The organism is Micromonospora sp. NPDC049359 (assembly GCF_044466585.1).
GTDB lineage: Bacteria > Actinomycetota > Actinomycetes > Mycobacteriales > Micromonosporaceae > Micromonospora.
Genome location: NZ_JBITMW010000008.1, coordinates 307,321 through 331,471 on the forward strand (window position 1 = coordinate 307,321; position 24,151 = coordinate 331,471).

At 71.0% G+C, this 24,151-nt stretch carries 23 protein-coding genes and 1 riboswitch; of the genes, 3 read left to right on the forward strand and 20 right to left on the reverse strand.

Going from position 1 to position 24,151, the window contains the following annotated elements; translation table 11 throughout:
* Positions 1–16 precede the first annotated feature (16 nt).
* The 7 genes from thiC to thiE form a co-directional block, all read right to left on the reverse strand.
* Positions 17–1,609 carry a phosphomethylpyrimidine synthase ThiC gene (gene thiC, locus ACIBTX_RS20415; protein WP_357126457.1) on the reverse strand — a complete coding sequence of 531 codons (1,593 nt, stop codon included), beginning with the start codon at positions 1,607–1,609 and terminating at the stop codon, positions 17–19.
* Between the two features lie 17 nt (positions 1,610–1,626).
* Positions 1,627–2,412 (reverse strand): bifunctional hydroxymethylpyrimidine kinase/phosphomethylpyrimidine kinase, encoded by a 786-nt coding sequence (gene thiD / locus ACIBTX_RS20420; protein WP_357126460.1) that lies wholly within the window; start codon positions 2,410–2,412, stop codon positions 1,627–1,629.
* Entirely contained in the window at positions 2,409–3,158 is a 750-nt protein-coding gene (locus ACIBTX_RS20425; protein ID WP_357126463.1) for a thiamine phosphate synthase, read from the reverse strand. The genes thiD and ACIBTX_RS20425 overlap by 4 nt, the downstream gene beginning before the upstream one ends.
* Positions 3,155–3,934 carry a thiazole synthase gene (locus ACIBTX_RS20430; protein ID WP_357126466.1) on the reverse strand — a complete coding sequence of 260 codons (780 nt, stop codon included), beginning with the start codon at positions 3,932–3,934 and terminating at the stop codon, positions 3,155–3,157. Before ACIBTX_RS20430 ends, ACIBTX_RS20425 begins: the two co-directional genes overlap by 4 nt.
* Entirely contained in the window at positions 3,931–4,131 is a 201-nt protein-coding gene (gene thiS / locus ACIBTX_RS20435; RefSeq protein ID WP_357126469.1) for a sulfur carrier protein ThiS, read from the reverse strand. Before thiS ends, ACIBTX_RS20430 begins: the two co-directional genes overlap by 4 nt.
* On the reverse strand, positions 4,131–5,225 hold the full coding sequence (gene thiO, locus ACIBTX_RS20440; RefSeq protein WP_357126472.1) for a glycine oxidase ThiO: 1,095 nt from the start codon (positions 5,223–5,225) through the stop codon (positions 4,131–4,133). The genes thiS and thiO overlap by 1 nt, the downstream gene beginning before the upstream one ends.
* Positions 5,222–5,845: a thiamine phosphate synthase gene (thiE, locus tag ACIBTX_RS20445; protein WP_357126475.1), complete on the reverse strand. Its 624-nt coding sequence runs from the start codon at positions 5,843–5,845 to the stop codon at positions 5,222–5,224. The genes thiO and thiE overlap by 4 nt, the downstream gene beginning before the upstream one ends.
* A riboswitch (TPP riboswitch) is annotated at positions 5,840–5,949 on the reverse strand. Its footprint overlaps the gene before it by 6 nt.
* A 290-nt stretch (positions 5,950–6,239) precedes the next feature.
* On the opposite strand from thiE, the gene ACIBTX_RS20450 reads away from it, so the two are divergent.
* Both ACIBTX_RS20450 and ACIBTX_RS20455 read left to right on the forward strand, forming a co-directional pair.
* Entirely contained in the window at positions 6,240–12,083 is a 5,844-nt protein-coding gene (locus ACIBTX_RS20450) for a ThuA domain-containing protein (RefSeq protein WP_396832841.1), read from the forward strand.
* 69 nt (positions 12,084–12,152) lie between these two features.
* Positions 12,153–12,692 carry a hypothetical protein gene (locus ACIBTX_RS20455; protein WP_357126481.1) on the forward strand — a complete coding sequence of 180 codons (540 nt, stop codon included), beginning with the start codon at positions 12,153–12,155 and terminating at the stop codon, positions 12,690–12,692.
* Positions 12,693–12,874: 182 nt separating this feature from the next.
* Here the strand turns inward: ACIBTX_RS20455 and ACIBTX_RS20460 are convergent, their stop codons facing one another.
* From ACIBTX_RS20460 to ACIBTX_RS20470, 3 genes are all read right to left on the reverse strand, one after another.
* A complete protein-coding gene (locus ACIBTX_RS20460; RefSeq protein ID WP_357126601.1) occupies positions 12,875–13,819 on the reverse strand; it encodes an aldo/keto reductase in 945 nt (314 codons plus the stop codon).
* 86 nt (positions 13,820–13,905) lie between these two features.
* Positions 13,906–15,585, reverse strand: a complete 1,680-nt coding sequence (locus ACIBTX_RS20465; protein WP_357126484.1) for an ATP-binding cassette domain-containing protein — start codon at positions 15,583–15,585, stop codon at positions 13,906–13,908.
* Positions 15,586–15,626: 41 nt separating this feature from the next.
* On the reverse strand, positions 15,627–16,232 hold the full coding sequence (locus tag ACIBTX_RS20470; protein ID WP_357126487.1) for a methyltransferase: 606 nt from the start codon (positions 16,230–16,232) through the stop codon (positions 15,627–15,629).
* Positions 16,233–16,335: 103 nt separating this feature from the next.
* Here ACIBTX_RS20470 and ACIBTX_RS20475 point away from each other — a divergent pair, with 103 nt between their 5' ends.
* Positions 16,336–17,379 carry a hypothetical protein gene (locus ACIBTX_RS20475; RefSeq protein ID WP_357174368.1) on the forward strand — a complete coding sequence of 348 codons (1,044 nt, stop codon included), beginning with the start codon at positions 16,336–16,338 and terminating at the stop codon, positions 17,377–17,379.
* A 69-nt stretch (positions 17,380–17,448) separates the two neighbouring features.
* On the opposite strand, the gene truA is transcribed toward ACIBTX_RS20475, so the two are convergent.
* From truA to map, 10 genes are all read right to left on the reverse strand, one after another.
* Positions 17,449–18,279: a tRNA pseudouridine(38-40) synthase TruA gene (gene truA / locus ACIBTX_RS20480; protein ID WP_357126493.1), complete on the reverse strand. Its 831-nt coding sequence runs from the start codon at positions 18,277–18,279 to the stop codon at positions 17,449–17,451.
* A 70-nt stretch (positions 18,280–18,349) separates the two neighbouring features.
* Positions 18,350–18,910, reverse strand: a complete 561-nt coding sequence (rplQ, locus tag ACIBTX_RS20485) for a 50S ribosomal protein L17 (protein ID WP_357126496.1) — start codon at positions 18,908–18,910, stop codon at positions 18,350–18,352.
* A 34-nt stretch (positions 18,911–18,944) separates the two neighbouring features.
* Positions 18,945–19,967, reverse strand: a complete 1,023-nt coding sequence (locus tag ACIBTX_RS20490) for a DNA-directed RNA polymerase subunit alpha (protein ID WP_007465227.1) — start codon at positions 19,965–19,967, stop codon at positions 18,945–18,947.
* A gap of 98 nt (positions 19,968–20,065) precedes the next feature.
* Positions 20,066–20,692, reverse strand: coding sequence for a 30S ribosomal protein S4 (gene rpsD / locus ACIBTX_RS20495; protein ID WP_007465229.1), 627 nt, complete (start codon positions 20,690–20,692; stop codon positions 20,066–20,068).
* 13 nt (positions 20,693–20,705) lie between these two features.
* Complete coding sequence (rpsK, locus tag ACIBTX_RS20500) at positions 20,706–21,113, reverse strand: 30S ribosomal protein S11 (protein WP_030329919.1); 408 nt, start codon at positions 21,111–21,113, stop codon at positions 20,706–20,708.
* Positions 21,114–21,130: 17 nt separating this feature from the next.
* On the reverse strand, positions 21,131–21,511 hold the full coding sequence (gene rpsM, locus ACIBTX_RS20505) for a 30S ribosomal protein S13 (protein WP_007465236.1): 381 nt from the start codon (positions 21,509–21,511) through the stop codon (positions 21,131–21,133).
* Between the two features lie 266 nt (positions 21,512–21,777).
* A complete protein-coding gene (rpmJ, locus tag ACIBTX_RS20510) occupies positions 21,778–21,891 on the reverse strand; it encodes a 50S ribosomal protein L36 (RefSeq protein WP_012184307.1) in 114 nt (37 codons plus the stop codon).
* 91 nt (positions 21,892–21,982) lie between these two features.
* Positions 21,983–22,204: a translation initiation factor IF-1 gene (infA, locus tag ACIBTX_RS20515; protein ID WP_007073013.1), complete on the reverse strand. Its 222-nt coding sequence runs from the start codon at positions 22,202–22,204 to the stop codon at positions 21,983–21,985.
* 301 nt (positions 22,205–22,505) lie between these two features.
* Positions 22,506–23,072, reverse strand: a complete 567-nt coding sequence (locus ACIBTX_RS20520; protein ID WP_396832842.1) for a DUF1707 domain-containing protein — start codon at positions 23,070–23,072, stop codon at positions 22,506–22,508.
* A 212-nt stretch (positions 23,073–23,284) separates the two neighbouring features.
* Positions 23,285–24,136 carry a type I methionyl aminopeptidase gene (gene map, locus ACIBTX_RS20525; RefSeq protein ID WP_396832843.1) on the reverse strand — a complete coding sequence of 284 codons (852 nt, stop codon included), beginning with the start codon at positions 24,134–24,136 and terminating at the stop codon, positions 23,285–23,287.
* Positions 24,137–24,151: the final 15 nt, after the last annotated feature.

A 24,151-nucleotide genomic window follows, 5' to 3' on the forward strand; every position in this document is an offset into this window, starting at 1 on the left:
CGACCGCGCCAAACCGTCAGGCCAGGGGCAGGTAGACCTTCCCGCCGCCGGAGACGAACTCCTCCGACTTGTCCTTCATGCCGCGGGCGGCGTACTCCTTCAGCTCCTGGGTGATCTTCATGGAGCAGAACTTCGGGCCGCACATCGAGCAGAAGTGGGCGGTCTTCGCGGGCTCGGCCGGCAGCGTCGCGTCGTGGTACGACCGAGCGGTCTCCGGGTCCAGCGAGAGGTTGAACTGGTCCTCCCAGCGGAACTCGAACCGTGCCTTCGACAGCGCGTCGTCCCACGCCTGCGCGCCGGGGTGCCCCTTGGCCAGGTCGGCCGCATGGGCGGCGATCTTGTACGCGATCACGCCGGCCTTCACGTCGTCCCGGTCCGGCAGGCCGAGGTGCTCCTTCGGGGTGACGTAGCAGAGCATGGCGGTCCCGAACATGCCGATCATCGCCGCGCCGATCGCCGAGGTGATGTGGTCGTACGCGGGCGCGATGTCGGTGGTCAGTGGACCGAGCGTGTAGAAGGGCGCCTCGTGGCACCACTCCTGCTGGAGGTCCACGTTCTCCTTGATCTTGTGCATCGGCACGTGACCCGGGCCCTCGATCATCACCTGCACGTCGTGCTCCCAGGCGACCTTCGTCAGCTCACCGAGGGTGCGTAGCTCGGCGAACTGCGCCTCGTCGTTGGCGTCCGCGATCGAACCGGGCCGCAGCCCGTCGCCGAGCGAGAACGTCACGTCGTAGCGCGCGAGGATCGCGCACAGCTCCGCGAAGTTGGTGTACAGGAAGTTCTCCTCGTGGTGCGCCAGGCACCAGGCCGCCATGATCGAGCCGCCCCGGGAGACGATCCCGGTCACCCGGTCCACGGCCAGCGGCACGTACGGCAGCAGCACCCCGGCGTGCACCGTCATGTAGTCCACGCCCTGCTCGGCCTGCTCGATGACGGTCTCGGCGAACACCTCCCAGCTCAACTTCACCGGGTCGCCGCCGACCTTCTCCAACGCCTGATAGATCGGCACCGTCCCGATCGGCACCGGGGAGTTGCGCACGATCGCCTCACGGGTCTCGTGGATCCGCTTGCCCGTGGACAGGTCCATCACGGTGTCCGCGCCCCACCGGGTCGCCCAGGTCAGCTTCTCCACCTCCTCGGCCACCGACGAGCTGACCGCCGATGTGCCGATGTTGGCGTTCACCTTGACCAGGAACGCCTTACCGATGATCGCCGGCTCGCACTCCGGGTGGTTCACGTTCAGCGGCAGCACCGCCCGACCGGCGGCGATCTCGGTCCGGACCAGCTCCGGGTCGACGTTCTCCCGGATCGCCACGAACTCCATCTCCGGCGTCACCACACCCGCCCGCGCGTACGCGAACTGCGTGGGCCGGCGACCCTCCGCGCCGGCCAGCGGCGTGCCCGCGCCCCGCACGGGGGCCACGTCACCGCGCTCGGCGATCCACGGACCACGCAGCGCCGGCAACCCCACCGCCGGGTCCGACCCCGGGCCGGACGTGTCGTAGAGCCGTACCGGCGGATGGTCACCGGTCAGCGTCACCTCCGCGAACGGCACCCGCACATCCGGCCGCGACCCCTCGACGTACACCTTGCCTCGTGCCTGCATGACAACCTCCCTGGTGATCAGGCGGACCAGCCGAAGTGATCCAGCGGCCCGCGCCCCGTGCCCAGCTCCCAGCCCCGCCCGCCGGTCAGCGCGCGGAACACGTACTCCTTGGCGACCTGCACCGCCGCCGGCACCGGATCCCCCAGCGCCAGCCGCACGGCGACGGCCGCCGAGAACGAACAGCCGGTGCCGTGGGTGTGTCGGGTGTCCACCCGGGGACCGCGCAGCAGAGTGGTGACGCCAGCGCCGCACAGCACGTCGACCGCCTCGTCCCCAGCGACGTCGCCGCCGGTGACCACCACGTACTCCGGGCCGCCGGCCGCAAGCGCCTCGGCGGCCACGACCATCCCCGCCACGTCGTCCACGCCGCGTCCGGTGATGGCCGCGGCCTCCGCGCAGTTCGGCGTCGCCACCCGGGCGTACGGAAGCAGCCGCTCCACCGCGCCCACCACGCCCAGCCGGTGACCGCTCGTCGCGACCAGCACCGGATCGACGACGAGCTGGGGCAACCGACCGTCCCGGGCCGCCTGAGCCACCACGTCGGCGACGGCCGGGGTGCCGAGCATCCCCGTCTTGACCGCGCCCACGGTGAAGTCGGCGAGCACGCTGTCCAACTGCTCCGCGACCGTGCGCGGTGGCAACGGCAGGACGGCGTCGACACCCCGGGTGTTCTGCGCGGTCACCGCCGTGAGGACACTCGTGCCGTACGCGCCGAGCGCCGCGAAGACCTTGAGGTCCGCCTGGATGCCCGCGCCACCGCCGGAGTCGGAGCCGGCGATGGTTAGCGTGGTTTTCGGGGTCACTGGCTTTCCTTCGTGGTCGCGGTTTGGGGCGGCGGCCGACCGTGCCCACTCCGGGCGGTCAGGCTTGATCCCTGCGTGGGCACGGTCGGCCGCAGCCCTGACCGGGGGACCTCCGTGCGCCCGTGCCGGCCTTTTAGGACCTTCTGGGTGACCGCCTCTTCGAAGGCGCTGGTCAGGTTTGCCGCTGCCTCTTCGGGGTTTCTTGCGCGCATGAGTGCGCCGAGTACTGCCACTCCGGCGGCTCCTGCCTGCACGCAGGCGGTTACCTGTTCCGGGGTTTCGATGCCACCCAGCGCCAACAGGGGCACCGGGCTGATCTCGATCAGCTTTCGCAGGCCCGTTGCTTGTAGGGGTGGGCCGTAGCCGGGTTTGGTGGTGGTGGGCCAGATCGGGGAGAGGGTGGCGTAGTGCTCGGTGGTGAGGCGGTTCAGTTCGGTCTCGTTGTGGCAGGAGCGGCCGACCAGACCGTGGCGTGGCGGCGGGTACGGGCCGGCGGCCGGCAGGTGGACGACGTCGCCGCCCAGCGGGTCGGGGCCGGCCACGATGAGGGTCCCGCCGGCGTCGGCGAGGATCGCGCGTAGCTCGACGGCGAGGGCGGCGCGCTCGGCGCGGGGCAGGTCCTTCTCCCGCAGCACGACCCAGCGCACTCCCCCGGCGACCGCCCCCGCCACGACCCGTTCGAGACCGCTCCTGGCGACCAGCCGATCGGTCAACAGGACCACCCCGGCCGGCGGCGACCCCGTCACAGGTTCGGTCTTCCCTCGTCGGGGGTGGACGCGAGGGCGTGGAAGCGCCGGGCGATCCGGCCCGCGCCCGCCGCCAGGCGGCCGGCCTCGACGGCGTACCGCATCGCCGTCGCCATCGCCACCGGGTCGGCGGCCCGGGTGACCGCGCTGGCCAGCAGGACGGCGTCGCAGCCCAGCTCCATGGCGAGCGCCGCGTCGGAGGCGGTGCCGATGCCGGCGTCGAGGATCACCGGCACGTCCACGCTCTGCCGGATCAGCCGGATGTGGTGCGGGTTGCCGATGCCGAGTCCCGAGCCGATCGGCGCCCCGGCGGGCATCACCGCGGCGCAGCCCACGTCGGCGAGGCGGCGGGCGAGCACCGGGTCGTCGCTGGTGTACGGCAGCACCGTGAAACCGTCGGCGACGAGTTCCTCGGCGGCGCGGAGCAGCTCCACCCCGTCGGGCAGCAGCGTCCGCTCGTCGCCGATCACCTCCAGCTTCACCCAGTCGGTATCGAACGCGTCGCGCGCCAGCCGGGCCACCTTCACCGCCTCGGCCGCGGTGTGGCAGCCGGCCGTGTTCGGCAGCAGCCGTACGCCGCACCGGTCCAGCAGGTCCAGCAGCCCGCCTCCGGTGCCCGGGGCGGTGTCCACCCGGCGCAGTGCCAGCGTGACGAGTTCCGTGCCGGACGCCCGGATCGCCTGCTCCAGCACGTGCAGGTTCGCGGCCCCGCCGGTGCCGAGGATCAACCGCGAGCCGAACCTCTCCCCACCCAGTTCGAACGGCACGCCGCTCACCCGCCCTGCGCGGCGGTGAGCACCTCGACCTGGTCGCCGTCGCGCAGCTCCGTGGCCGGCCAGCCGGCCCGGGGCACCACCTCGCCGTTGACCGCGACCGCGACGCCACGCTGGTGCGGCGCGACGTCTTGGACCAGGTCGGCCACCGACACACCGCCGGGGACGCTGCGCCCGGCTCCGTTCACCGTCAGCTCCATCACTCCTCCTCGAAACTGCTTCTCGGGCCGGCGAACCGGTCGGCGCCGAAGCCGGTGAGCAGCGGGTCGGGCGTTCCGGTGAGCACCAGTTCGGTGATCGCCTCGGCGGTGACCGGGGTCAGGACGATGCCGTGCCGGTGGTGCCCGGTGGCGGCCAGCACGTCCGGCCGGCCGGGCAGCGGCCCGAGGATCGGCGCGTTGTCCGGGGTACCGGGCCGCAGCCCGGCGACGGCCTCCACCAGGTCGTACTCGGTCAGTTCGGGCAGCAGGTCGACCCCGGCGCGCAGCAGCCGCTGCACCGCGCCGGCGGTGACGGTGGTGTCCGACCGCTCCTCGACCGTCGCGCCGAGCACCACCTCGCCGTCGGTGCGGGGCACCAGGTAGACGTGCTCGCCGTCGGCGTACCCCCGGATCACGTGCCGGAAGCCCGGCGCGACGCCGCCGGGCGCGCGCAGCCGGAGGATCTGGCCCTTCACCGGCCGAACCGGCAGGCCGGTGAGGGCGGCGGCGCCGCAACCGGCCGCGACCACCGTGACTCCGGCCTCCACCTCGGACAATCGCCGGACCGGCCGCGGCACGAACGCCGCGCCGGCCCGCCGCGCGGCCGTGCGCAGCGCCGGCACCAGCCGCCGGGGATCGACCTGGTGGTCGGTGGGCGCGAACGCGCCGCCGCGAACCCGGGGCGCGAGCGCCGGCTCGCGGTCGCGCAGCTCAGTGGGGCGCAGCGCCGTCACCGGCAGATCCAGACCCTGTTGGTACGCCCACAGCCGGCGGGCCTCGGCCAGGTCGTCGCCGGTCAGCCCGACCATCAGGGTGCCCTCGGTCCGGTAGCCGATCGTGGCGTCGCTGGCGTCGGTCAGTTCGGCGGCGAACGCGGGCCAACGCGCGGCGGAGGCCACCAGCAGCTCGGTCAGTCGCCGTTCCCCGAAGTACGCCTCGGCGACCGGGGAGAGCATCCCGGCGGCGACGGCCGACGCCCCCGACCCGGGCGTCGGGTCGTGCACCTCGACGCGCAGGCCACGGGTGGCACAGCGCCACGCGATCGCCAGCCCGATCGGGCCCGCGCCCACCACCGCCACGTCGGCGCGGGTCACGCCAGCGCCCGCAGCAGGTCGGTGGTAGCCCGTCCCGGATCGGCGGCCGAGGAGACCGCCCCGACCACGGCCACCCCGTACGCCCCGGCGGCGCGCAGCGCCGGCACCCGGTCGGCGGTCACTCCCCCGATCGCGATGACCGGCACGTCGACGGCGTCGACGACGTCGCGTACCCCGACTGCCCCGATGGGGTCGGGCAGGCCGGACTTGGTGCTGGTGGCGTGGCACGGGCCGACGCCGAGGTAGGTGGCCCCGGCGACGACCGCCTCGACCGCGCCGCGCGGCTCGCGGGCGGTGACGCCCAGCACGCCGGTGGGGCCGAGCACGTGCCGGGCCGCGGCGACCGGCAGGTCGTCGGCGCCGACGTGTCCACCGGCGGCGTCGACCGCCAGCGCCACGTGCAGTCGGTCGTTGATCAGGCACGTCGCCCCGTACGGCGCGCACAGCGCGAGCACCCGGGCGGCCAGGTCGTACGCCTCGCGGTCGGTGGCGGAGTCCTGGACCCGGACCTGCACGACGAGGTCGGCGTGGGCCGCCGCGAGGGCGGCCCGGACCACGGTGAGGGGATCGCGCCCGGGTCGGGTGTCGGTGATCAGATGCAGTCGTCCAAGGGACGGCACGGCAACGCTCCTCCCTGCGCCGGCATTACCCGGATCAGGTTCGACGGTCGGGGGCTGTCAGCCCCCCTCTCAGCCCGGTACACCGGGCTCCCGTGGGTTACTTGCGTGTCACCGTACGACAGTTCGGCCTCCGCTGCCAAGGGTGGGTCATCGACCCGAGGCGGCGTATCGATCGGGGTGCTTTCTCCTGTCCTGTTCGGAATGTCGCCCGCCGTTGCAGAACCGTTACCCGCCGGCATCTTGCCGGACATCGATGCAGCAGAACTAATTTGTTCAGCGATTCGACAAAATGCCGGCGTGGACGCCCTGGCACGGCGTCCCCACCGGCTCCATCTGGGACGGTCTTCGGCGAGCCGGCCCCGCGATCCCTGTCCACCGCGACATTGGAGGCGGCGTGTCCCGTTCTCGTCGTGCCCGTTTACCACTCACCGCTACCCTGTTGTCCCTCGCCCTGACGTCGACGGCCCTCATCGGGTCCCCGGCGCAGGCGGCTCCGACCGGAGCACAGATCCCCGCGCGAGACGTGCCTGTCGCGGCTCCGCTCTCCCAGGCGGCGCCGAACGCGCCGAAGGCCGCTGCGGCCGACCCCTACTCCGTCCTGATCTTCTCGAAGACCGCCGGCTTCCGGCACGACGCCATCCCCACCGGCATCGCCGCCATCCAGCAGCTCGGCGCCACCAACGGCTTCACGGTGGACACCACCGAGGACGGTGCCGCGTTCAGCGACGCCAACCTCGCCAAGTACAAGGCCGTGATCTGGCTCTCCACCACCGGTGACGTTCTCAACGCCGACCAGCAGGCGGCCTTCGAGCGGTACGTGAAGGCCGGCGGCGGTTACGTCGGCGTCCACGCCGCCTCGGACACCGAGTACAGCTGGGCCTGGTACGGCGACCTGGTCGGCGCGTACTTCGCCAACCACCCGCAGAACCAGCAGGCCACCGTCAAGGTGGAGGACCCGGCCCACCCGTCCACCGCCGGACTGCCGGAACGCTGGTCCCGGTTCGACGAGTGGTACAACTTCCAGACCAACCCCCGGTCGGACGTGCACGTCCTGGCCAGCCTGGACGAGAAGAGCTACACCCCGGGCGCCGGCGCGATGGGCGCCGACCACCCGACGGCGTGGTGCCAGGACTTCGACGGTGGCCGCTCCTGGTACACCGGCGGCGGGCACACCCGTGAGTCGTACGCCGAGCCCGAGTTCCTCAAGCACCTGCTCGGCGGCATCCAGACGGCGGCCGGCGTGGTCGACGCCGACTGCGGCGCGTCGAAGACCTCCAACTTCGAGAAGGTCACGCTGGACAGCAACACCAGCAACCCGATGGAGCTGGACATCGCCCCCGACGGGCGGGTCTTCTACATCGAGCGCGACGGTCGGGTGCAGATCATCAAGCCGGACACCGGCAACACCGTCACCGCCGTCGACCTGGACGTCTTCACCGGCAACGAGGACGGCCTGATCGGCATCCGGCTCGACCCGGACTTCGCCACCAACAAGTGGGTGTATCTCTACTACGCCCCGAACGACAACGTCACGCGCAACCTGCTGTCCCGGTTCACCGTGACCGGCGACACCATCGACCTGGCGAGCGAGAAACAGGTGCTGCGGGTCGACACCCAGCGCAACACCTGCTGCCACGCGGGCGGCAGCATGACCTTCGACAGCGCCGGCAACCTGTACCTGGCCACCGGTGACAACACCAACCCGTTCGAGTCGAACGCGTACGCGCCGCTCGACGAGCGTCCGGGTCGCCAGGACTACGACTCGCAGCGCACGTCGGCCAACACGAACGACCTGCGCGGCAAGGTGCTCCGGATCCACCCGGAGGACAACGGGACGTACACCGTTCCGTCCGGCAACCTCTTCCCGGCCGGCACCGAGAAGACCCGTCCCGAGATCTACGCGATGGGCTTCCGCAACCCGTTCCGGATCGGCACCGACCCGAAGACCGACACGCTGTACGTCGGTGACTACGGGCCGGACGCCAACTCGAACAACCCGGACCGGGGCCCGCGGGGTCTGGTCGAGTGGAACGTCGTGACCCCCGGCAACTACGGCTGGCCGTACTGCACGGGCACGAACGAGGCCTACAACGACTACACGTTCCCGTCCGGCCCGAGCGGTCCGAAGTTCGACTGCGCCGCGCCGGTCAACAACTCGCCCAACAACACGGGCCTGACCAACCTCCCGCCGGTCGTCCCGGCCACCGTCGACTACGGCTACGCCGGTGACGCGCGGTACCCGGAGATCGGTGGCGGTGGCGCCCCGATGGGCGGCCCGGCCTACCGGTACGACGCCAACCTCAACTCGACCCGCAAGTGGCCGGCCTACTTCGACGGCAAGGCGCTGCTGGGCGAGTGGAACCAGAACAAGATGTACACGATGCAGATGACCGCCGACGGCAAGTCGTTGGTGGACATCAACCAGTTGCTGCCCGGCATGTCGATGATCCGGCCGATGGACTTCGAGTTCGGTCCGGACGGCGCGCTGTACCTGATCGAGTGGGGCAGCGGCTTCGGCGGCAACAACGACAACTCCGGGGTCTACCGGATCGACTACACCGCCGGTGACCGTGCGCCGATCGCGGCGGCGGCCGCCAACCCGACCTCGGGTCCGGCCCCGTTGACGGTGGAGTTCTCCAGCGCCGGCTCCCGGGACCCGGACGGTGGAACGCTCACCTACGCCTGGGCGTTCGGTGACGGGCAGACCTCCACCGAGGCCAACCCGACGCACACCTACGCCACGGCGGGCAACTACACGGCGCAGCTCACCGTGACCAACCCGAAGGGCCGCACGGCGGTGGCCAACGTACCGGTCACCGTGGGCAACACCGCGCCGACGGTAACCATCGAGTTCCCGCCGGACGGTGGCTTCTTCAACTGGGGTGACCAGGTCCGCTACACGGTCAAGGTGACCGACCCCGAGGACGGGCAGATCGACTGCACCAAGGTGAACCTCCAGGTGCTGCTCGGTCACGACGAGCACGCCCACCCGCTGGAGCAGCACACCGGCTGCACCGGCACGGTCCAGACGTCGCTCGCCTCCGGGCACGGCGCCGAGGCGAACGTGTTCGCGGTCTTCGAGGCCACCTACACCGACAAGGGTGGCGCGGGCGGTTCCGGCGCGCTCACCGGCCGGCAGATCGAGATCCTGCAGCCCAAGCAGAAGCAGGCCGAGTACTTCACCGCCACCGGGCGTACCCCGGTGAGCACGGGCGGCGGCGACGCCGGCGTGCAGCGCGAGGCCGCGACCGACACCGCCGGTGGCGGTCAGAGCATCGCGTTCATCGAGGACGGCGACTGGTGGTCGGTCGTTCCGGCGAACCTCACCAACATCACCGAGATCCGGTTCCGGGCCGCCTCGGCCGCCGCTGGCGGTCGGATCGAGGTCCACGCCGGTGCGGTCGACGGACCGGTCGTGGCCACGGCCACCGTTCCGGCGACCGGCGGGTGGCAGACGTACACGGACGTGAGCGCGCCGGTGACCGGTGCCGCGAGCGGCGGGCTGTACTTCGTGGCCCGTGACCCGAACGGCGGAACGGGTTCGCTGTTCAACGTCAACTGGATGGACTTCGTCGGTCGCGGCGTCACCGAGAACGGGCCGCCGGTGGTCACCGCCACCGCGACCCCGACCACGGGCACCGCGCCGGTCACCGTCGCCTTCGACGGCACGGCCACCGACGCCGAGGGTGACACCCCGCTGACGTACGCCTGGGACTTCGGTGACGGCGGTACGGCGTCCACCCTGGACGCCAGCCACACGTACACCAGCGTCGGCGCCTTCACGGCCACCCTCACGGTGACCGACAGCAAGGGTGCCAAGTCGTACGCCACGGTGCCGGTGCGGGTCAACGCTCCGGACACGTCCTGCCTCGGGGCGCGTTCGGACGACTTCAACGGCAACACGCTGGACAAGAGCCGGTGGACCACCGTGGTCCGGGAGAACCAGCTCTACTCCCTCAGCGGCGGCGCGCTGAAGCTACCCACCGCCGTGGGTGACCTCTACGGCGCCCGCAACGACGCCACCAACCTGGTGCTCCAGCCGGCGCCGACCGGCGCCTGGGAGATGACCACCAAGGTCACCCTCCCGGTGACGGCCAACTACCAGCAGGCCGGCCTGCTGGTGTACGGCGACGACGACAACTACGCCAAGGTGGACCTGCTCTACAACGGCAGCCGTCGGGTGGAGTTCATCCGGGAGACGGCGGCCACGCCGCGCAACGACGCTGCCGACGCCACCAACGCGCCGGCCGGTGACACCGTGTACCTGCGGATCACCAGCGACGGGACGAACCTGACCGCGGCGACCTCGGGCGACGGGCAGACGTTCACCACGGTCGGCCGCTCGGCCGCGCTGGCTGGCATCACCAACCCGCGGATCGGGGTGTTCGCCCTCAACGGCGGCACCGAGGCTCCGGTGGTGGACGCCGCGTTCGACTCGTTCGTGGTCACGCCGGACGCTCCGGCCGGCCCGGTCGAGCCGTCGGACGAGTTCACCGGCAGCACGCTGGACAAGTGCCGGTGGGACGCCATCGTTCGGGAGGACCCGAACGGCTACCGGGTGACCGACGGCGCGCTGCGGATCGACGTGCCGAACGGTGACATCTACGGCACCGACAACACCGGTCCGAAGAACTTCATCCTCCAGACCGCGCCCTCGGGCGACTGGACCCTGGAGACCAAGGTCGACGGCAGTCTGCTGAACGAGCAGTACCAGCAGGCCGGTCTGCTCGTGCAGGCCGACGACGACAACTACCTGAAGTTCGACTTCATCGCCGACAACACGGCCGGCTCGGCGGTGACGCGGCGGATCGAGTTCCGCAGCGAGATCGCCGGGACGGTGCAGAGCCCGCAGCCGGAGGCGACGAGCCTCACCTCGGCGGTGTGGTACCTGCGCCTGGCCCGGGTGGGCGACACCTTCACCGCGTCGTACTCGGCCGACGGGACGACCTGGACCACGCTGGAGGCACTGACCAACAGCGCGGTGGGCGCCACCCCGAAGGTGGGTCTGTTCACCCTCGGCGCCAACCAGACGGCGTCGAAGACGGCCGCGTTCGACTACTTCCGGTTGAGCACGAAGGTGGCCGACGACAAGGCGCCGGTCACCACCGCGGCGGTGTCCGGCACCCCCACCGACGGCTGGTACACCGGCCCGGTGACGGTCACCCTGACCGCCGCCGACGAGGCCGGCGGCAGCGGGCTCGCCAGCACGGAGTACCAGCTCGACGGGGCCACCGCGTGGACGGCGTACACCGCGCCGGTGGCGATCAGCGGTGACGGCGAGCACGAGCTGCGGTTCCGCTCGACCGACAAGGCCGGCAACGTGGAGTCGACGAAGACCGTCGCGGTCAAGATCGACGCCACCGCTCCGGTCACCACGGCGACGTTCGCTCCGGCGAACGACGCGGGCTGGCACAACGGGACCATCCCGGTGGTGCTCGCCGCGACCGACGCCGGTTCCGGGGTCAAGACGGTCGAGTGGTCGCTGGACGGTGGCGCGTGGACGCCGTACACGGAGCCGGTCGAGGTGACCGGTGACGGGCAGCACGAGCTGCTGTACCGCTCCACCGACAAGGCGGGCAACGTCGAGACGCTCAAGTCGGCGATCCTGAAGATCGACGGCACCAAGCCGACGCTGCTGGTCTCCGGCATCGCCGACGGCCAGCTCTACGGCGACAGCCAGGACGTCCGCGTGTCCTGGCAGGCCGTGGACCCGACCTCGGGCATCGCGTCCGTGGTCGGCCAGCTCGACGGCAACACGTACGCCAGCGGCACCCTGCAGGCCATGTACGAGCTGTCGCTCGGCCTGCACGAGCTGACCGTCACCGCGACCGACAAGGCCGGCAACAAGACGACCTCGAACGTCCGGTTCTTCGTCACCACCTCGTTCCGGGACATGCAGTTCCTGCTGGACCGGTTCAAGGCGACGGGGCGGTTGTCGGCCAAGGCGCACAAGCAGTTGACCGCCAAGCTCGACGCGGCCCGCCAGGCCGAGGCGGCCGGCAACGACAGCAAGGCGATCAAGCAGCTGACCCAGTTCCGGGACCTCGCCACCGACGCCACCCTGGTGGCCGAGGCCGAGATCCGGGACACCCTCACCCGGGACGCCGACGCGATGATCGTGCGGCTCGGCGGTACGGCCAGCAAGGCCGGCGTCAAGGCCAATGACGGCGAGCCGGTCAAGGGCACGGGACGGCTCGGTGGCGACGCCACCCGGCTGGCACCCGGTCGCCAGCTCTGATCCGATCGAGGCCCCTCCCCGACGCTCCGGCGTCGGGGAGGGGCCTCCCTCATTAGGGAGGAGACGTCCGTGACGCGTATCCGCAAGGTGCTGGCCGCCGTGTTCGCCGGACTGGCTCTGACCCTGCTCGCCGCGACCCCGGCGGCCGCGCAGGCCGACAAACTCAAGCTGACGGTGGCCGGCGACGGAGCCGAGGGCGTCACCATCCAGGCCACCTACGCCGACGGTCGTCGGCTGGACCGGGTGGTACGACTGGTGCTCACCGCCACCGGCCCGGACGGGCAGAAGGTCGGCCCGGTGCAGCTGGAACCGCAGCCCGAGGGGCAGGGCTTCTACAGCAGCGGCCCGGTGCTCTCCACCGGCACGTGGAAGGTGACGGTGAACTCCCCCGCTCCGCTGCAGAGCAAGGCCACCGCGACGGTGCAGGCGAAGGCGGCACAGTCTCCGCCGGTGCCCACGCCGGTCGCGGTGACCGCGGACCGGGCCGACGGACGCGGGGCGGCTGCCGGCTGGTGGCCGTTCGCGGCGGCCGGGCTGGTGCTCATCGCCGCCGCGATGGGGGTGGCCATGCTGTTCGGCCGCCGCCGCTCCGCCACGCCGAACGACTGACCTGTCGGCGCTCCAGCGCCACTCCGACGACCGGGCCGGGCCGCGACGAGCGGCCCGGCCCGGTTCCGTCCGGCCGGCTGGTGATCGACTCGTGTTCCTTGAAGTCGGGGCATCCCCGACCGCAGGTCACCCCGCATTCAAGGAACGCGAGTGGATCACGACGCGGCACGCGGCGCCCGCGCTCAGAGAATGTCGCGCAGGGCCGTCAGGTCCTCGTCGGTGGGCTCCCAGGTGCCGGCGGCGGCATTGGCGTGCACCTGCTCGGCGCTGGTGGCGCCGGCGATCACCGAGGTCACCGCAGGCTGGGCTGCCAGGCCACCGATCGCCACCTGGAGCATGGTCAGACCCCGCTCGTTCGCGTACGCCTCGATGGCCTCGATGGTGTCCCAGTCGGCCGCCGCGAGCCGGTCGGCGTACCGGCCGCCGCCGGAGAGCCGACTGCCGGCCGGAGGCTGCTCGCTGCGCTTGTACTTGCCGGTGAGCAGACCGTTGGCGAGCGGGAAGAACGGCAGCATGCCGAGGCCGAACCGCTCACACGCCGGGATCACCTCGGCCTGGACCGAGCGCTCCAGCAGGCTGTAGTGGTTCTGCGCGCTGATGAAGCGGGCCCGGCCGTTGGACGACGCGACCCAGTCCGCGTCGGCGATCTGCCAGCCGGCGAAGTTGGAGTTGCCCAGGTAGCGCACCTTGCCGTCACGGACCAGGTCGTCCAGCGCGGCGAGGGTCTCGTCGATCGGCGTACCCGGGTCGGGCTCGTGCATCTGGTACAGGTCGATATGGTCGGTGCCGAGCCGGCGCAGCGACGCCTCGACCGCGCGGGCGATGTACCGGCGCGCGCCACGGGCCCCGAAGTCCGGACCGTTCAGGCCGTTCATGTCCATACCGAACTTGGTGGCCACCACCACGTCGTCGCGGCGGCCCTTGAGCGCCTGCCCGAGCAGCTCCTCCGAGCCACCCTGCGGCTCGCCGTAGATGTCGGCGGTGTCGAACAGGTTGATCCCGGCGTCCAGGGCGGCGTCCACCACCGCTCGCGTGCCGTCGAGGTCCAGCTTGCGGCCGAAGTTGTTGCAGCCGATTCCGACGACGGACACCACGAGCCCGGAGTCGCCCAGCCGGCGATAGGTCATCTCAGTCACGAGTTCCACCCTATGCCCCGTGAAGGAAGGGCCCCTTACTAACGCCTGGTGTCTAATAAGGGGCCCTTCCTTTCGCGTCAGCCGACGTCCCAGACCGGCTCGGGGGTTTCCACCACCTCGTTGTCGCCGCGGAACAGTACGAAACGGTCGAAGGATCGGGTGAACCAGCGGTCGTGGGTGACCGCGATCACCGTTCCCTCGAAGGCGTTCAGGCCGGCCTCCAGGGCTTCCGCGCTGGCCAGGTCGAGGTTGTCGGTGGGTTCGTCGAGCAGCAACAGGGTCGCCCCGGACAGCTCCAGCAGGAGCACCAGGAAGCGGGCCTGCTGCCCTCCGGAGAGGGTGCCGAAGCGCTGATCACCCTGCCCGGCCAGCTCGTACCGACTGAGCACCCCCATCGCCGCGTGCCGGTCCATCCCCTGGCGGTGCTCGTCGCCCCGCCACAGGATCTCGACAAGCGTCCTTCCCATCAGCTCCGGTCGGTCGTGCGTCTGGGAGAAGTGCCCGGGGCGGACCCGCGCGCCGAGCCGGGCCACGCCGTCGTGCACCACCGGCGCGAGCGCGCCCGCGCCGTCGACCGGCCCGTTCGCCGGGTCGGGATCGGTGCCGCCGCGCGCCAGCAGACGCAGGAAGTGCGACTTGCCGGTGCCGTTGGCGCCGAGGACCGCCAACCGGTCGCCGTACCAGATCTCCAGGTCGAAGGGGAAGGTCAGGCCGTCCAGCTCGAGCTGGTCGCAGACGACCGCGCGCTTGCCGGTCCGCCCGCCGGTCAGCCGCATCCGGATGTCCTGGTCCTTGGGGGGTACGGGCGGAGGCCCGGCCTCCTCGAACTTGCGCAGCCGGGTCTGCGCGGCCTGGTACCGCGAGGCCAACCCGTCGTTGTACGCGGCCTTCTGCTTGTACATCAGCATCAGCTCGCGCAGCTTCTGGTGCTCCTCGTCCCAGCGTCGACGCAGCTCGTCGAGGCGGGCGTGCCGGGCCACCCGGGCCTCGTGCCAACTGGCGAAGCCACCCGGGTGCACCCAGGCGCTGCCGCCCTCGACGGCGACCACCCGGTCGGCGCTCTGCGCCAACAGCTCACGGTCGTGCGAGACGTAGAGCACCGACTTCGTCGACTCCCGCAGCCGCCCCTCCAACCAGCGCTTGCCGGGCACGTCGAGGAAGTTGTCCGGCTCGTCGAGTAGCAGCACCTCGTCCGGGCCGCGCAGCAGCAACTCCAGGGCGAACCGCTTCTGCTGCCCGCCCGAGAGCGTCCGTACCGGTCGGTCCCGTACGGCGTCCCACGGCTGGTCGAGCACGATGGTGGCGACGGTGTCGAAGAGCACCTCGGCGTCGTACCCGCCGGTCTCGCCCCAGGCGCCGAGCGCGTCCGCGTACGCCAACTGCGCCTTGCCCGCGGCGTTGCTGAACTTGCCGTGGGTCTCGGCCGCCCGCATGGCCGCCTCGGTCTCGCCGAGCCGGCGGCCGGCGTCGCGAAGTGCCGGCGGGGCCAGCGACAGGGCCAGGTCGGCGAGCGTCGTCTCGTCGCCGATCATGCCGATGAACTGCCTCATCACGCCCAGCCCGCCGGCCCGCGCGATGCTGCCCGCGCGTACCGGAAGGTCACCGGCGACCATCCTCAGCAGTGTCGTCTTGCCGGCGCCGTTCGGCCCGACCAGGGCGACCTTGGCGCCCTCACCGACTCGGAACGACACGTCGGCGAAGAGTTCCCGACCGTCGGGCAGGGTGTGCCCGACCGCTGCCACGTCCACGTATCCCACGCCGGGATCCTGCCCCAACCGGGACCGGTAGGGACATCCAATTACCGGGTGACCCGCAGCACCCGGAAGCCCTTCTGGCTGGCGTGCCGCTCGACCTGCCAGCCCTGTTCGACGAGCCAGCGCTGCAGCGAGTCGCCACCCAGGTGCCGGGCGACGACCAACCAGCCGACGCCGTCCGGGGCGAGCCGGGGCAGCCAGCGCCGCAGCAGCTCGTGCAGCTCGTCCTTGCCGACGCGGATGGGCGGGTTGGACCAGAGCTGGGCGAAGGTCACCTCCGCCGGTACGTCGTCCGGCGCGCTCACCCGGACCCGGTCACCGGCGCCGATCCTCGCCGCGTTGGCGGCGGTGAGGTCGCGGGCGCGGGAGTTGACGTCGACGGCCCAGACGGTGCTCGTCGGCGCGAGGTCGGCCAGGACGCACGCGATGGGTCCGAACCCGCAGCCGAGGTCGAGCAGGTCACCCGTGGTGTCGGCGGCGGGCAGGTCGGCCTTGCGCAGGAGTACGGCGGTGCCGGGATCGAGACGGCTGGCGGAGAAGACACCGCCGGCCGAGGCGAGTCGGTAGTCGCGGTCGGCGACGGAGAATTCGACCTCGCGCGCCGGTGCGTCGCTGGCGGGCTGCGCGGTGAAGTAGTGGTCGCCGGTCACGTCGGCAATTCTCGCATCGGCTCGGGCGGCTCACGACACTGCCCACACCCACATTTCCCTGATATTACCCCCTAAAGGGACAATCACTCCTACTCTGGGCGACATGGTGTATCGGTACCAGTCCGAAGAGGACGCATTCGAGGACCCCGAGCCCGGCTCCGACCTGGACGTGGTCGGCGCAGGTCCCCCTCCACCGGCCGGCCCCTCACCGTCGCGTTTCCCCGCGCCGTCGCTGCCCCGACCCAACCAGTTGGTGCTGCCGTCGAACCAGCCGCCGCCGGCCCCCCGCGTCACCCCGTCGGTGGCGGCTCCCCGCAGCCAGGTCTACACCTCGGCCCAGCCGGTGGAGCCGTCCGCCCGGCGTGGCGGTGGGCGGCTCTGGCAGGTGGTGATCGGCGGCGCCGCCGTCCTCGTCCTGCTCGCGCTCTGCGGCCTGGGCGCCGCCGCACTGCTGCTGGATCGCGACGCGACACCACAGTCCACCCCGACGTACCAGCCGAACGCCGCGCCGTCCGCCAGCGTCCAGCAGCCGCAGGATCTCGACTCGCGGGACACCGACCAGGCGCCGCTCACCGCGAAGGAACTCTTCCCCGGCAAGGATCTGAAGCTCGCCGAAGGCCAGCCCGCCTACCAGGTGCTCAAGACCCAGTCCAGCGGCAGTTGCGCCGTCGCCGCCACGGACGAGGTCGCGGACCTGCTGGTCCGGCTCGGCTGCAACCAGGTCGTCCGGGCCACCCTGCGGAGTCCCGGCGGCGAGCACCTGGTCACCACCGGCCTGTTCAACCTGACCGACAGGGCCAACGCCGAGCGGGCCCGGGACCGGATCCGGCAGATCCTCGACGAACGGCAGGGCCGGTTCCTCGGGCTCACCGCCGGCGACGACACCGATGCGCTGACCAGCGCCCCGGCCCGGGTCGGCTGGCAGGTCCGCGGCCACTACCTGGCGTACGCGCTGGTGGTCCGTGCCGACGGAACCGCGGTCAAGCCCGGCGACACCAAGATCCGGGAAGTCCTGTTCGACATGATCGAGGCCCACCTCAGCAAGGGCGTCCTCCAACGGCGGGCCGACATCGGCACGGCCGGGCAGCCAACGGGGGCGTCCACCGACGGCAGCGGCAGCCAGAGCGGCGGCGAGGACGGCGACTGACCCGCGACCGGTCCGAAGGGTGTGCCGCCGAGGTGGCACACCCGTCGTCGTCCGTACCGGGTTCGCCCGTCAGCCCTCGACCGGCACGCGCAGCCGGCGCGTCAGGTCGGCACGGCGCGCGTAGTCCGCCGGATCGTCCGGGTAGCCGACCGCGACCAGGGTCAACCCGTGCGCCGGCGCCACCGTCACCTCGCTGGACCGCTCCTGCCGGGTCAGCAGGCTGCCCGGCCACCGCACCGGCCGGCGGCCGTCGCCGGCCGCGAGCATCGCCCCCACGAGGCTGCGCACCATCGCCTGACAGAACGCGTCCGCCTGTACGGTGGCGACCAGGATGCCGTCCGGGTCCCGCCGCCAGTCCAACCGGGTCACCTCGCGCAGCGTCGTCGCGTTCTCCTTGCGTCGGCAGTACGCGGCGAAGTCGTGCTCCCCCACCAGGCCCTCGGCCGCGGCGTTCAGGGCCGCCAGGTCCAGCGCCCGCGGCCAGGCCAACACCTCGTGCCGACGGAGCGGCTCCGCGCCGTACGGGGCGTCGGTCACCCGGTACTCGTAGCGCCGGTAGGTGGCCGAGAAGCGGGCGTCGAAGTCGGTGGGCACCTCGGTCATCGCCCGTACCCGCACGTCGGTGGGGAGCAGCCGGGCCAGCCGGCGCAGCAGCCGCCCCTCGTGCTCCCGCCACACCTCGACGGGTAGGTCCAGGTGACAGACCTGCCCGCGGGCGTGCACCCCCGCGTCGGTCCGGCCCGCGACGGTCAGACCAGTCGCCGTACCCGCGCCCAGGACCAGGTCCAGGGTCTCGACGAGCACCCCGGCGACGGTCCGCCGCGTCGGCTGGGGCGCCCACCCGGAGAAGTCCGCGCCGTCGTACGAGACGTCCAGCCGCAGCCGGATACGCTCGTCCACCTCGTACCTCCTGTTACGGGTCGGGCCCGACACCCCGAAAGGGGTGCCGGGCCCGCACTGATGCCCGAGGTCAGGCCTTGTTCTCCTCGGTGGCGAGGTCGCTGTCCTCGCGCGCCTCGGCGGTGTCGCCGGAGGCCGACACCGGCGCCTCGGAGTCCTGGTCGGCGTCGGCCGACTTCGGAGCGTCCTCGGCCGGGGCGAGCGCCTCGACCTTGTCCTGCTGCGCGGCCTTGCGGGCGGCGGTCTTCTTGTTCGCCTTCGGCTCGGCGACCTGAAGCTCCTCCACCAGCTCGATGATCGCCATCGGCGCGTTGTCACCCTTGCGCGGACCGGTCTTCACGATCCGGGTGTAACCGCCGGGGCGGTTGGAGTACCGGGGCGCGATCTGGTCGAACAGGGCGTAGACGACGTCCTTGTCCTTGACGACACCCAGCACCCGACGCCGCGAGGCGAGGTCACCGCGCTTGGCCTTGGTGATGAGCTGCTCGGCCAGCGGACGGAGCCGCCGGGCCTTCGTCTCGGTGGTCTGGATCTTGCCGTGCTGGAACAGCGCGGTCGCCAGGTTGGCGAGCATCAGCCGCTCGTGCGAGGGGCTGCCGCCGAGGCGGGGGCCCTTGGTGGGCGTGGGCATTTTTGGTGCTCCTCAGTTGTGGCGGCAGCGCGGACTAGAGCTGCTCGGTCTCGCGGTAGTCGTCGGTGTCGTAGTCGGCCTCGCCGAAGGTGTCCACGACGTGCGCCGGGTCGAAGTTCGGAGCCGAGTCCTTCAGCCCGAGACCCATCCCGGCGAGCTTCATCTTGACCTCGTCGATCGACTTCTGACCGAAGTTGCGGATGTCGAGGAGGTCGGCCTCGGTACGCCCGATGAGCTCACCAACGGAGTTGATGCCCTCGCGCTTGAGGCAGTTGTAGGAGCGGACGGTCAGGTCCAGCTCCTCGATCGGCAGAGCGAGGTCCGCCGCCAGCTGGGCGTCCTGCGGGGACGGCCCGATGTCGATGCCCTCAGCCGTCTCGTCCAGCTCACGAGCCAGACCGAACAGCTCCACCAGCGTCGAACCGGCGGAGGCCAGCGCGGTACGCGGGCCCATCGACGGCTTGGTCTCGACGTCGATGATGAGCCGGTCGAAGTCGGTGCGCTGCTCGACGCGGGTCGCCTCGACGCGGTAGGTCACCTTCAGCACCGGCGAGTAGATCGAGTCGACCGGGATCCGGCCGATCTCGGCGCCGGACTGCTTGTTCTGAGCGGCCGTCACGTAGCCCCGGCCCCGCTCGACGGTCAGCTCCATGTCGAGCCGGCCCTTGCCGTTCAGGGTCGCGAGCTTGAGGTCCGGGTTGTGCACCGAGACGCCGGCCGGGGGCTGGATGTCGCCCGCCGTCACGTCGCCGGGGCCCTGCTTACGCAGGTACATGCTGACCGGCTCGTCGTGCTCGGAGCTGACGCACAGCTCCTTGATGTTCATGACGAGCTCGACCACGTCCTCCTTGACACCGGGGATCGTGGTGAACTCGTGCAGCACGCCGTCGATCTTGATCGAGGTGACCGCCGCACCCGGGATCGACGACAGCAGCGTACGCCGCAGCGAGTTGCCCAGGGTGTAGCCGAAGCCCGGCTCGAGCGGCTCGATGGCGAACCGCGACCGGGTCTCGTTGATCGACTCCTCGGAGAGGGAGGGTCGCTGACTGATGAGCATCTTGTCTCTTCTCTTCCGGGACGCCCGCTATTTGACGCCCACGACACAAACTGTTCCGGTGGCCCGCCCCGAAGGGCAGGCCACCGCAACGAGCCCGACTACTTGGAGTAGAGCTCGACGATCAGCTGCTCCTGGACCTGCGTGTCGATGACCTGCCGGGCCGGGAGGGAGTGCACGAGCACCTTCATCTGGCTCGGAATGGCCTCAAGCCACGCCGGAACCGTCTTCGAACCGGCCTGAGCCTGCGCCACCACGAACGGGGTGAGCTCCTTGCTCTTGCCCCGAACCTCGATGATGTCGTGCTCCTTGACGCGGTACGACGGGATGTCGACCTTCTTGCCGTTCACCGTGAAGTGACCGTGCTTGACCAGCTGGCGGGCCATGTCCCGCGAGTGGGCGTAGCCGGCCCGGTAAACGACGTTGTCCAGCCGCGACTCGAGGATCTGCAGGAGGACCTCACCGGTCTTGGCCTGCTTGCCGACGGCTTCCTCGTAGTAGCCACGGAACTGCTTCTCCAGCACGCCGTAGACGCGGCGGGCCTTCTGCTTCTCGCGGAGCTGGAGCAGGTACTCCGTCTCCTTGGTGCGGCCGCGGCCGTGCTGCCCGGGCGGGAACGGCCGGGACTCGAACGGGCACTTCGGACCATCGCACTTGCTGCCCTTGAGGAACAGCTTCATCTTCTCCCGCCGGCAACGGCGGCAGTCAGCACCGGTGTAACGAGCCATCTCTCTCTACCTCTCAGACCCGACGACGCTTAGGCGGACGGCACCCGTTGTGCGGCTGCGGGGTGACGTCGGCGATCTGGCCGACCTCCAGCCCGACGGCCTGCAGCGAACGGATAGCGGTCTCCCGGCCGGAGCCGGGGCCCTTGACGAACACGTCGACCTTGCGCATGCCGTGCTCCATGGCGCGACGCGCGGCGGCCTCGGCGGCCAGCTGCGCGGCGAACGGAGTCGACTTGCGGGAGCCCTTGAAGCCAACCTGGCCCGCGGAGGCCCAGGAGATGACCGCACCGGTCGGGTCCGTGATGGACACGATGGTGTTGTTGAAAGTGCTCTTGATGTGCGCCTGCCCGTGGGCGACGTTCTTGCGTTCCTTGCGCCGGACCTTCTTGACAGCGGCTCCGGCACGAGCCTTCGGTGGCATAAGTCTGTGCGCTCCTATTACTTCTTGCCGGGCTTCTTCTTGCCGGCGACGGTCCGCTTCGGGCCCTTGCGGGTCCGCGCGTTGGTCTTGGTCCGCTGGCCACGCACGGGCAGGCCCCGGCGGTGCCGGATGCCGGCGTAGCAGCCGATCTCAACCTTGCGGCGGATGTCAGCGGCGACCTCGCGGCGCAGGTCGCCTTCAACCTTGTAGTTGCCCTCGATGTGGTCGCGGAGCTGCACGAGCTCCTCGTCCGTGAGGTCCCGAGCGCGCTTGTCCGGCGAGATGCCGGTAGCGGCGAGCGTCTCCAGGGCGCGGGTTCGACCGACCCCGAAGATGTAGGTGAGCGCGATCTCCATCCGCTTCTCGCGGGGGAGATCCACGCCGACTAGACGTGCCATGTGCGGGCGTACTCCTCGTGATGTGTGGCGGAGGTGTGGACCCGTCCCACCCCGCTACCGGCCGTCCCGTCTTTCCGACGCCATCAGCGCCGGCGACCGGGATCGGTCGCTGCCCAAGCGGGCCCCGGCCTCCGACCGGGGGTCAGCCACGAAAGGAGTACGCCTCGCGTACCGCTCGCGGCTGGGACGAGCATGTGTGATGTGTGTGTCGCTGAGGAACTGCCCGGACCAACACCACCCGGCCGTGTTCGGCCGGACGGGCTGAGTCAGCCCTGGCGCTGCTTGTGGCGCGGGTCGGTGCAGATGACCATGACCCGGCCGTGCCGGCGGATAACCCGGCACTTGTTGCAGATCCTCTTGACGCTCGGCTTGACCTTCACGGTTGCCTTACTTCCCATCTGGCCCGGCAACGCGCCATGCGCGAGACCGGACGTCGAAGACGGACACGGGACTTCCCGGCCGCCGTCAGGACTACTTGTAGCGGTAGACGATGCGCCCGCGGGTCAGGTCGTACGGCGAGAGTTCGACGACGACCCGGTCCTCCGGCAGGATGCGGATGTAGTGCTGCCGCATCTTGCCGCTGATGTGAGCCAACACCTTGTGGCCGTTCGCGAGCTCCACGCGGAACATGGCGTTCGGCAGGGGCTCGATGACCCGACCCTCGATCTCAATGGCTCCGTCTTTTTTCGGCATGTCCTCCGCTGTCCTGACGTCGATTGCTCCGGGCGACCCACAACGTCTTACACGGAAATCTGACCAGAATCAGAAGACCGCGCCAGCCGCGGCTCCGGGACCCACCGAAGCGCAGGGTGGGCATGCCGGAGTGGACGCTGTGCGCCGATCAGAAAGTGTACGCCCGCCTGCCGCCCACCGCCAAACCACCCACCCACCCCGACCCGCAGCCTCTGGTTGATCATGAAATTATCGCCACGACACGCCGGGCCCCGAGGGCAACAACTTCATGATCGACGGGGATCTGGGTGGGGTTTGTGAGTCAGGTGGGGGGTGGGGTTTTGTCTGGTTCGGTGGAGCGGAGTTGGCGTCTGTGCTCTCGCTTGGCGCGCTTGCGCTGGCGACGACGCTCCCGCTCGATCGCCTGCCGCCGGGGCTCCCCCGCGGCCAGCCCACCCACCGTCCGAAGCACCAGCACCACACCCCACGGCCCGGCCACCCAGACCGGCCAGAAGTAGAGCAGGTCCTGACTCAGCAGCGAGGTCACGCCCCAGATGGTCACCACGATGGCGAGCACCTTCAGGTACGGGAACCACACCTCGCCCAGCCAACGATTGGTGTCGCCGATCGCGAACGAGGCGAGTCGGCCGCTGGACGGCTGGGCCACCGGGCCAGGCGACTGCGGGGCCGGCTGCGCCGCAGGCGACATCGGCGGCAGGTCCGACAGCAGCGGATCCAGTTCCGCGTACGTCCGCGCAGCGTAGGCCCGCTGCAACCGCTCGTCGTACTCGTGCAGGTCCAACCGACCCTCGTTGAGGGCGGCCCGCAACCGTTCGGCCACCGCTTCCCGGTCCGCGTCCGCCGCTCGCATCCCGTCGCGCCCGTCCATGCCGGCAAGCATGCCACCGCCCCGCCAATCCGTCCCGCCCGGTTGCCCAGCCCTCGATCGACCCGACATCAGGGCAATCGGGGTTTCCATGGCGGTGGGACAGGGCGACCTTCCGGAACCCGAGTCGATCAACCGACTGGCCCGCCCGGTCGGGACCGTCAGGGGGTGGTGGAGGCGGCGGGCCGTCAGGGGGTGGTGGAGGCGGCGGGCCGTCAGGAGGTGGTGGAGGCGGCGGGCTGGCGGGCCGTCACGAGGTCGCCGAGTCGGGCCCGGCCCCCGTCGAAGGCGGTGAGCACCCAGACGCCGTCGGACAGGAGCGCCATCGAGTGCTCGACGTGCGCCGCGATCGACCCGTCCCGGGTGACCACCGTCCAGCCGTCGGCCAGTTCGACCGTACGGGGCGAGGCCATGGTGATCATCGGCTCGATCGCCAGGGCCATGCCCGGGACCAGACGCGGCCCCTTGCCCGGCCGGCCGTGGTTGAGCACGTGCGGATCCTGGTGCATCTCGGTGCCGATGCCGTGCCCGCCGTAACCGTCGACGATGCCGTACCGGCCGCCCTTGCGGACCGCGGTCTCCACGGCGTGCGAGATGTCGGTGAGCCGGCCCTTGCCGCTGGCCGCACCACGGGCCGCGGCGGCGATACCGGCCCACATGGCGTCCTCGGCCACCTCAGCCATCTTCAACAGCGCCGGATCGACCTCGCCGACCCCGACGGTGATCGCCGAGTCGCCGTGCCACCCGTTCAACACGGCACCGCAGTCGATCGAGATCAGATCGCCCTCGGCGAGCACCTGGTTCGGCGATGGGATGGCGTGCACGATCTGCTCGTTCACCGAGGAGCAGATCGACGCCGGGAAGCCGTGGTACCCCTTGAACGACGGGACGGCGCCCGCCTCGCGGATCGTCGACTCGGCGATGGCGTCCAGATCGGCGGTGCTCACACCGGGCGCAACAGCCTCGCGCATCCGGCGGAGCGCCTCGGCGACCACGAGCCCGGCCGCGCGCATCTTCTCGATCTGGTCAGGGGTCTTCAGCTGGATGTCCAGCTGGGGACGACGCATGGAGCGGTTACCTTT